Below are 9,137 nucleotides of genomic sequence, written 5' to 3'. Positions count from 1 at the left end.
TTCGAGCAAACAGCACAACGCCCAGTTCTTCTTCCAACTCTTTGATAGCACGCGACAACGGTGATTGCTCGATGTGCAGCTTCTCCGCGGCGCGGCCGAAGTGGAGTTCTTCGGCTACGGCCCAGAAATAGCGTAGATGGCGCAACTCCATGAGAACTTCCCTATATATAGGCGTGTGCCGCCTTCTCCACGCGCATGCATATCTACAGCCTTGTCGCTCTGAAACTGTCAACGCGCTAGCAGAGCGTGTAATCAGACCGAGTTGTCGTAACTGAAAAACTCAAATGTTCGTGTTGCCGACCAACTTATCTTTAGGCCCTCACGATGCAGATTGACTACCCCATCAGGCGGCAATGGGGCCTCGTTCCAAAACAGACGACTGCCTTGTGGCGATCGCCTCTTGCTACCGCAGTAAGAGCGTTGGAATGCGTGACGAGCGCAATAAGTCCGTCGTCTTGCTTCCAAATAGCAGGCCGCGCAGTGGTGAATGACCAAATGCGCCCATGATGAGCATGTCAATGGACTGTTCTTTCACTGCCGTTGCAATCACTGTTTCGGCATCTCCGGGAACCAGTGAAACCGTCACCTCGAAGCCTGCTGCTTTCAGGGTGTCCCTGGCCCAATCAAGCGATTTGGGTGCGTCTCTGCTTTGCTTGCCGGACATCAGCAATAGGATGGGCAATCCGCGAAACAGCGGGCTGCCCGCCACCATTTCAACGCCGCGCCGTGTGACGGTGCCGCCATCGAAGGCGATCATCACCCGTTGGGGCGCCTTGAAGTCTTCGGTCACGGTCAGGATGGGGCGATTCAGAGCGCGAACCAGATGCTCGACATGATGGCCCAGCTCACGTCGCGCCACTTCGGCCCCTGCACCTCGTCGGCCCAGCACTAACAGACGCACGCCTTGCGCCTGTTCCACCACTGTGTCTTCCAGTGCGCCGTGACGCTGCCGCACATCGACGCGCGCCGCACCCGCCGCCAATGCGCGTTCGCGCAGTTGGTTCAGGAACAGCCGGCCTTGCTCTCTCGCGCTCTTGGCGCGTGCTTCGTCCTCGGCTGACAGTTGTGCCAACAGGCTTTCCTGAGCGTCGACGCCGATGGCACCGCTGTGGTCGTCGCCCGGTCCCCGCTCGGGATGGCTGTCGATCACGTGTAGGAACTCCAGCGGTGCATCCATGCGGTGGGCCGCCCAGGCCGCGCAGTGGGCCACATGAACCGCGTATCGTGATTGATCGACGCAAGCCAGCACCTTATTCTCGTTTTTCATGATCCGTTCTCCTTGTTAGTGGCCCGCGAGCATGTCGGCAGCGCCGTCCTTGTCGTGGACGCCGAACTTGTCCACCATCGTGGTGCTGGCCTCGTTCAGGCCGATCACTTCCACTTCCGTGCCTTCGCGCCGGAACTTGATGACCACCTTGTCCAAGGCGCTCACCGCGGTGATGTCCCAGAAGTGGGTGCGGCTGACGTCGATGCGTACTTTGTCGATGACTTCCTTGTAGTCGAAGGCATTGACGAAGCGTTCGGCCGATGCGAAGAACACCTGGCCGGTGATGGTGTAGGTGCGTATGCGGCCTTCGTCCTCCGTGAGGGAGGACGCATGGAAGATCCGGCCGACCTTGTGGGCGAAGAAAAAGCCCGAGAGCAGCACACCAACCAGCACGCCCTTGGCTAGGTCATGGGTACCTACCGTCATGGCGACAGTCGCGAGCATCACCACGCTGGAACTCTTGGGGTGCGCGCGCAGGTTGCGAAACGATGTCCAGCTAAAGGTACCGATGGCCACCATGATCATCACTGCAACCAGTGCAGCCATTGGAATGCGCGCCACCCAATCTCCGATGAACACCACCATCAGCAGCAGGAATACACCGGCTGCAAGCGTGGACAGCCGGCCCCGGCCACCCGACTTCACGTTGATGACCGACTGGCCGATCATGGCGCAACCCGCCATGCCGCCGAGAAAACCGCTGGCAATGTTCGCCACGCCTTGGCCTACGCATTCACGGTTTTTGTTGCTGTTCGTGTCGGTCAGGTCATCGACGATGGAAGCCGTCATCATGGATTCCAACAGGCCCACCACGGCCAAGGTGGCCGACACCGGGAAGATGATCTTGAGCGTCTCCAGATTCAACGGCACATCGGGCAGTAGGAACACCGGCAGGCTGTCGGGCAACTGGCCCATGTCACCCACGGTGCGGATGTCGAGGCCAAGGACGATCGCCACGGCGGTCAGCACCACGATGGCCACCAGGGGGGACGGCACGGCCTTGGTGATACGGGGGAAGAGATAGATGATGGCCAGGCCCGCCGCCGTCATGGCATAGACGTGCCAGGTCACGTTCGTCAGCTCGGGCAACTGGGCCATGAAGATCAGGATCGCCAGCGCGTTGACGAAGCCGGTGATGACCGAGCGCGAGACGAAGCGCATCAACGCGCCGAGCTTTAGCCAGCCAGCGATGATCTGAAGTACACCCGTCAGCACCGTGGCGGCCAGCAGGTATTGCAGTCCGTGTTCTTTGACCAGCGTGACCATCAGCAGCGCCATCGCGCCGGTGGCCCCCGAAATCATGCCCGGTCGGCCGCCTGTGAAAGCAGTCACTGCGGCGATGCAGAATGAGGCATACAGGCCGACCTTGGGATCGACGCCTGCGATGATCGAGAAGGCGATGGCTTCGGGGATGAGGGCGAGCGCTACGACGACGCCAGCCAATAGGTCGTGCCGGACGTTGGAGAACCAGTCCTGGCGCAGGGATTTCATCATTGATCTATTCCGGGGGCAGGCTCGGCCGCAGGCTGGAACGGATCTAGGCGCGAATGCCTCTTTCCGAACCCGGAATAGAGAACAGCCCAAAAAGTAAGGGCTGGCAAAACACAGCCAGTCGAACGTACAGCCTCGTGCGAGCGAAGTTTGAAATTAGAAAAGCGGCTCGCTGCGAGACTGATAGTTACACTGGTAAGAGCTCCAAATAGGTGGCTGTGTGCTGATGGGTAGTGCGGGGATTGTAACTGCTTTTGCGCACCGCAGCAAGTCCCGGCAGCGCGTCTCTTGCTAGGTTGCTGCCGTTCCCGATGATTGCCCAGACGCTTGGTAGCTTCTAAGGTCTCTTTCTTAGCGACCGCTCGGCGATGTCCGAGTTCTGCGACTCATGTTCAATGCCAGCACTAGAATGGGTCATGTCCCATTGCGGTCGTATGTCTTGGAAGCATCAGCCTGCCTTGGTTGGTCGGCCACTTCCTTGCGGCTACTTCTTCCCTGTGACTCCGCCCTGAGCGCACATCGTGTGCTTGTCGGCAGTCGCCAGGTTGACCACGAATAGCCGAGTACGCCTCACCCCCTGTCTTGAGGGCGTGAACCTCGTAGCTCATTGTCGGCAACATGAAAGTGTGACTTCCTCGCAGATGTCGATCTAGCGAGGATGTCGAGCTACGAGAAGATGGATGGAACAGCCTAAAGGGCATCTAACCATCAGATCCTGCGATTCCGCAGGCCCTCGCCGATCTGTCATGTACGGAGTCGGTGTGAAGACCGACCAACATAGAACCGACATGGGCCGACATGCGTTGCCAGACAGATTCCGTACAACCCGCCGACTCGCCTGCCGAATGGCCTTTTCATACCGTCTATCTTTGGGACGCACAAACAAGACTCGCTCCGTTGCTACTTCTGGTAGGGGCGTTCGGCTCATGGCTGACGGTGGACATGCTTCGGTGGCAGACGTTTCACCGTAGCCTGGATGTAGCGTTGCCTTGGCTTGCCCTGTTTCATGTGCTATGGCCACTGTTCGGGCCGCGCGGTGCAGCCGTGCGAGCGCAGTTGGGCGCAAGCTGGAATTGGCACAGTTCCCTGGCGCCTTGGTCATTAAGAATGCTCGGCCCAGGTCATCAAGGATTAGCCATCAGAGCACTGGTGCTATTGCTTGCGCTAGGAATGGCCTTTTCCGCCATGTTCTCCCGCACGTGGCACCAAGGACTGGCCTCCGTCTTGGTGCTGGCCGTCGTTTTGCAGATGTTGGGCCAACTATGGGTGCATTGGCGTGCAGGTGACGCACTGCTGCCAGCACTGCTACATGGCATGGGCCCAAGTCGCCTCAATGAAGCCTTGCCAAAACACGCACGTGGCATGGCACTGATTCTGACAATGGTGATTCCGGTCTGCTGGGGATGGCAAGAGGTACGCATTGAACCTTAACTGTCCTGTAGCAGAGCTGAAATTGGGGGTTGGTTATCGCCCGAATCCTCGCTGCCGCCCAATCTCCCACGACACCCTACCGCCGCGCACCGTGGCGGCAAGCTGCTGCCCCAAGCGTTGTTCGATCACCGGCTTCCACGGCACCAGACTGAATCCCATGCCGTCATCGAGCATCGCGTAGCGCCCGCTGGCGAGCATGACGGAGCGCCGGTAGATTCCGGCCACGCGCTGCCCGTCGGCGACCGGGCGATGCTCCAGGCCGGTATCAGCAGCAATGGCCTTCGCGGCCTGTGCCAGTTCCCGGTTGCGCAGCGTGCCCAGCAGGTTGCGCGCCAGGATCACGCGCTGCCCGCGCCGCTCGGCCAGCCCTTGTTCGGCGAGGAAGTCGGCGCGCTGCTGCATCGCCTGCTTGGCCTCGCCGCCAAACCCCAGGTCGCCCAGGCCAGTGCCGCCGCCGATCAACTGTTGGTCAAGCCAGGTGGCCCCGATCACGCGCGCCTGCCGCTCGATGGGCAGGTGCGATTTCAGCTCCACGGCCACGCCGCCCAGGCGCTGCGCGTCGTAGCGGCGGCCCTGCTCGGGCAGGTCGCCCGGCACCTTCCATAGCCCCTCGGCTACGCGCTCCACGATGCCCGCCCGGCGTAGGGCTTCCAGCCTGCGGACATGGGCCGCCACAACTTCCTGCGGATCGCGTCCGGGGACGGCCTGGCCCTGTGTCACGGCCAGGTGGTGGTCGGTGCGGTACAGGCCATCGCTCGCCAGCGCGGCAATGTTCCTGTCGGCCGCGCGCACGTCGGCCGATCCCTTCACCTCCACCACGGCCCCGGTCGGATAGTTCGCCAACTCGTCGCGGGCGTTGAGCGCGACGTAGTGGGCCTTGCCGTCCACGCCGTCGATGACCAGATAGCCCCGGTCGTGCAGTTCGTCGGCCAGCCCCTTCGCGGCCACGCGGCCGACATGGTGCGGCCATCCTCGCCCGGCTCGAACACCGCCAGCTCGCGCGGCTGGCCGCTCATGGCCCGCTGCATGGTGCGGATAATGTCGCCGCGCTCGCCCAAGGCGCGCAAGGTCTTCTCGGCATCGGCATGGATGGCCCAGGAGCCGGGCTGCGTCTCGTCGGCCAGGCCCAGGCGCTGCAAGCGTTGCAGGCGGCCGATCAGCAACAGGCGTTGGCGCTGCAAGCGAGGTTCGTTGAGCCGTTCGACATGCACCAGGCCATCGTCGCCGGCCTCGCGCTTCAAGGTGCGATCCAGACTCGTCCACCGCTCTTGCTCCACCTCGCGCTGCAAGGTCTGCTGGATCTCCAGCTCAGTGCGCGGCCCCAGCCACTCGGTCGCCAGTTCGGCGGCGCGGTGGCGGAAGCCGTCGGCGATGTAGTCGCCCGCGATGATGAGGTCTTTGCCGGTGTCGTCGCGCCCGCGCACGACGATGTGCGTGTGCGGGTTGTCGGTGTTCCAGTGGTTCACGGCCACCCAATCGAGGCCCGTGCCCAGGTCGGCCTCCATGCGGCCCATGAGGTGCCTCGTGTAGGTGCGCAGGTCTTCCAGCTCCGCGCCATCCTCGGGCGAGAGGATGAAGCGGAAATGGTGCCGGTCGTCGGCGCAGCGTTCCTTGAAGGCGTCGAGGTCGGCCACGTCTGTCTGCGCTCCGTAGGCTTGACCCGGTTCACCGTCGCGTCCCACACCGTCGCGCTCGATGTAGCGCAGGTGCTTGGCGAGCGACTGCGGGCTGGCCCGCTGGTGATTCACCAGCAGCGTCTTGATGGTCACGCGCCGGGACATGGGCGTCAGCTTCGCGTCCGCGAAGCGCGCCGCCGTATGGCCGCGCCCCAGGCGCGAGCCGGGCCGCTGGCCGGTGCCACCCGTCGCGCCAGGACGGCGCACCGAGGACTTCCCGCCGCTGGCCTTGCCGGTCTGCTTGAGCACCTTGGAAACGAAGCTCTGCCCCTGTCCCTTGCCCCGGTTCTTCGGGGCGCTGGGGCGCACGCGGAAATCGTCATCGCGGCGGTCGCTCATGGCTGCGTTCCATGAAAGCTGGGGCGTGCCCCGGCGTGCGAAGCACGCGGGCCGCCCTGTCTTGGCGTGGGCCTCGCACCACACGCGGCACGGCGGCGAAGCCGCTCCGTGCCGTGCCAACCCCACGTGCAGACTGGCTTTCGACGCGGCCCGGTGCCGCGTACTTTTGTCTTGCCTTCCGCCTTTGCCCCTCGCTGACGCTCCGGGCAGCGGCGGCCCGGCGGCGTTGCTGCGCGAGCAGCCAGCGCGCCGGCGAACGCAGCGACGGCCAAAGGCCGGGCGCATTCGAGGCAAGACGCCTGCACATGGGAAGGCAGCGCGAAGTGCGGCGCCCGATACGTAGGATCGGCGCTCGCACGGCACGCGCGACGACATGAGGAAAGCCACGGGATCGGCACGCCCGATGGCACGACAAGATGCACGGCAACGTGCAGTGAGTCGGCGGCCATCATGGGTGGGCCTCCAGCCAGATCGGGCGCGCGACGCCGATCACGGCAGATGCGCTGACCGGCCCGAAATACCGGCTGTCGAACGACGCCGGATTGGTCACACTGAGAAGGAACAGTTCGCCAGGCCGAAGCTGCCGGCACTGCGGCCAGGATGGCAGCGGGCGGCCCAGCCGGTCGGCGGGCCGAACGGCAGCCACCGGCACGCCGTCGATCCACACCAGCGCATCGAAAACGCAAACGTGCTGCGGCGCGACTGCGCCTACACGTTTGAGCAGCGGCACGCGCACCGGCAGATAGCCGCGCTGCGCAGCGAGTGCGGCGGCCGTGGTCGGCAGCGGCACCAGCACGATGCTGTCCACGGACAAGGGACGTGGCAGCGAGGCGGTGCGTGGGTCGAACGGGTCGATGCGATACCAGCCGACCGCCACGCTGTCGGACGGGTTGTAGATCAGGCGCGGCAGCGGATGAACGAAGGACGCCCAGGCCAGCGCAGCGAGGCCGCAGGCGGCGAGGCCCGCGAGCACGATGCGAGCGCGCAAGCGTGAGCGGGTGTGCGAGCGAGGACGCGGCGCAGTGCCGCCAGTGGAAACGGCGGTCATGGCAGCGCCCTCCCGGTCAGCCAGGCGGCGTGCCGCTCGGTGGTGTATTCGGGCAGCGGCAGGCGCGCAGCAAGCCGGTTGGCGAGCGTGCGCCAGTACGCGGGCGAGACGGCGATGGCTGCGATGCCCAGCGCCTCGATGGCGTCGATGCGCTCCAGCACGGCGCGCACTTGCCCGTCGCCCTCGGCGTGCAGCAGCAGGCGCGCGCCCGGCTGCACGCCGGGGATGCGCTGCGCGCCGTCCAGCGGCGTGCAAGCCTGCATCACCATGAGCTGCCAGCGCACGGTGCCGAAATCGTTGGACTGCCAGCGCACGCGGCAGAACACCGCACCCGGCAGGAACACCGCGCTACGCCGCCAGCGGTCGAGCTGGTGCGTGCGCGCGGGTTCGCCGAAGCGCAGGTAGAGCTTGAAACGGGCCTCGATGTAGGCCAGCGCCACGCGCGTCAGCGGCGCGCTGGCGGGCTGGCCGGAAGGCGCGCTGAATGATGGCTGTGGCGCAGCCGTGGCCGCGCCAGCGGCAGGCGCGGCAGCAGGTGCAGTGGATGCGGTCATGGTGTGTTCTCCCTGCGGTTCTCGGAAAACTCCCGCTCCAGCAGGCCGCGCAGCAGGTCGGCCACGGTCACGCCTTGCGTGAAGGCCGATACCTTGATGCGCGCCCGCATGGCGGGCGTGATGTCGAGCGTGAGGCGGGCGGTGTAGAGGTCGCCCTTGCCCAGCGCATCGGCGTCGCCTTGCCGAATCCACGCTTCAGCGTGCGGATTCGCGGGCGGACGCGCGCCTATGCCGACGCGCTTTGCTGCGCGCTTGCCGTTCGGTGGTGGCTTCGCTGTCATGTCGTCCACCGCAGCAGTTCGTCCACCAGGACGGTGATTTCACGGGCGGCGGCGCTGTCCGGTGCCGTCTCGCGTGCAAGCCGGCCAGCGGCCACGCTGTCGGCGAACACGATGCGCTGATGCACTTCCGCGCGCAGCGCAGGAAGCGGCTGGTCGGCGAGCGCCTGGCGTGCTTCGCGCCCGATCACGGTGGTACTGACACGCCGGTTGATGACGAAGGCCGCGCGCAGCGCAGGCCGAAAGACTTGCGCCTCGCGGATCAGCGCCACCATCTCGGCGCTGGCCCACAAGTCGTAGGGGCTGGGTTGCACCGGGATCAGCACGCGCTCGGCCGCCAGCAGCGCGGAGCGCGCCAAGGCGGCGATGCGCGGCGGGCCGTCGATGACGACGTGATCGGCGCGGCGTGCCAGCTCTGGCGCTTCCTGATGCAGCGTCTCGCGTGCGAGGCCCACGGCGCTGAACAGCCGTGGCAAGCCTTGCTGGCTTCTGCGTTGCGTCCAGTCCAGTGATGAACCCTGCGGGTCGGCGTCCAGCAGCACGACGTGCTGGCCGCGCATTGCCAGTTCGCCAGCGATGTGGGTGGCGAGCGTGGTCTTGCCCACGCCGCCTTTCTGGTTGAGTAGCGCGACGATCATGGCTTGGCCCTCCATGTTGGAAAGCCCGGCTGTTGCTGCTGCGTTGATGGCCGCGTGGCGGTTATCCACCGCAGCGGCGTTTCCCTACTAAAAGTTAGAGAAATTAAGTTAGGGAAGTTAGAGGGCGCGCAAACCCAGTGCTGGCGCGGGTTTGCAGCCCATCGGCACGCCTGATAGCACGATAGTCCCACGCCTGATAGCACGATACCCCGCACGCCTGATAGCACGACACCATCCACAGGCTCTCCCGGAGTTATCCCCGTGCCGTCTGCGGCACGGGCCGGAAGGTCAGCAGCTCCATGCCGTTGTCGGGCATCCGCTCGATGCTCAGGACGTAGCCGGGCAGCGACTGACGCGCAACGAGCGCGCGCAGATCGCAGGCGAAGTCGTAAGGCTTGGCGGTGCTGCCGGATTT

At 64.8% G+C, this 9,137-nt stretch carries 7 protein-coding genes and 2 pseudogenes; all 9 read right to left on the bottom strand.

Annotation, left to right across the window (positions count from 1 at the left end):
• A partial coding sequence (locus tag IMZ29_RS21665; RefSeq protein WP_216188220.1) for a LysR family transcriptional regulator occupies positions 1–151 on the bottom strand: 151 nt, incomplete at its 3' end.
• A gap of 252 nt (positions 152–403) precedes the next feature.
• Entirely contained in the window at positions 404–1,267 is an 864-nt protein-coding gene (locus tag IMZ29_RS21660; protein ID WP_023121632.1) for a universal stress protein, read from the bottom strand.
• Between the two features lie 15 nt (positions 1,268–1,282).
• Positions 1,283–2,761, bottom strand: a complete 1,479-nt coding sequence (locus IMZ29_RS21655) for a SulP family inorganic anion transporter (protein WP_023121633.1) — start codon at positions 2,759–2,761, stop codon at positions 1,283–1,285.
• Positions 2,762–4,222: 1,461 nt separating this feature from the next.
• A pseudogene (locus IMZ29_RS21650) lies at positions 4,223–6,204 on the bottom strand (relaxase/mobilization nuclease domain-containing protein).
• Positions 6,205–6,652: 448 nt separating this feature from the next.
• Positions 6,653–7,252, bottom strand: a complete 600-nt coding sequence (locus IMZ29_RS21645) for a S26 family signal peptidase (protein WP_033457388.1) — start codon at positions 7,250–7,252, stop codon at positions 6,653–6,655.
• Complete coding sequence (locus IMZ29_RS21640; RefSeq protein WP_023121637.1) at positions 7,249–7,806, bottom strand: DUF2840 domain-containing protein; 558 nt, start codon at positions 7,804–7,806, stop codon at positions 7,249–7,251. Before IMZ29_RS21640 ends, IMZ29_RS21645 begins: the two co-directional genes overlap by 4 nt.
• On the bottom strand, positions 7,803–8,087 hold the full coding sequence (locus IMZ29_RS21635; RefSeq protein WP_023121638.1) for a hypothetical protein: 285 nt from the start codon (positions 8,085–8,087) through the stop codon (positions 7,803–7,805). Before IMZ29_RS21635 ends, IMZ29_RS21640 begins: the two co-directional genes overlap by 4 nt.
• Entirely contained in the window at positions 8,084–8,722 is a 639-nt protein-coding gene (gene parA / locus IMZ29_RS21630; RefSeq protein WP_023121639.1) for a ParA family partition ATPase, read from the bottom strand. The genes IMZ29_RS21635 and parA overlap by 4 nt, the downstream gene beginning before the upstream one ends.
• A gap of 253 nt (positions 8,723–8,975) precedes the next feature.
• Positions 8,976–9,137: pseudogene (locus tag IMZ29_RS21625) on the bottom strand (replication initiator protein A); the annotation flags it as partial.

This window comes from Verticiella alkaliphila, assembly GCF_018904615.1.
In the GTDB taxonomy this organism is placed as follows: domain Bacteria; phylum Pseudomonadota; class Gammaproteobacteria; order Burkholderiales; family Burkholderiaceae_B; genus Verticiella; species Verticiella alkaliphila.
Note: the sequence above shows the minus strand (reverse complement) of the source record. Positions and strands in the feature narration are given on the sequence as shown.

Coding starts and splice junctions, on each gene's coding strand:
- IMZ29_RS21635 (WP_023121638.1), bottom strand. CDS start 8,087: ATGACAGCGAAGCCACCACCGAACGGCAAGCGCGCAGCAAAGCGCGTC.
- IMZ29_RS21660 (WP_023121632.1), bottom strand. CDS start 1,267: ATGAAAAACGAGAATAAGGTGCTGGCTTGCGTCGATCAATCACGATAC.
- IMZ29_RS21640 (WP_023121637.1), bottom strand. CDS start 7,806: ATGACCGCATCCACTGCACCTGCTGCCGCGCCTGCCGCTGGCGCGGCC.
- parA (WP_023121639.1), bottom strand. CDS start 8,722: ATGATCGTCGCGCTACTCAACCAGAAAGGCGGCGTGGGCAAGACCACG.
- IMZ29_RS21645 (WP_033457388.1), bottom strand. CDS start 7,252: ATGACCGCCGTTTCCACTGGCGGCACTGCGCCGCGTCCTCGCTCGCAC.
- IMZ29_RS21655 (WP_023121633.1), bottom strand. CDS start 2,761: ATGATGAAATCCCTGCGCCAGGACTGGTTCTCCAACGTCCGGCACGAC.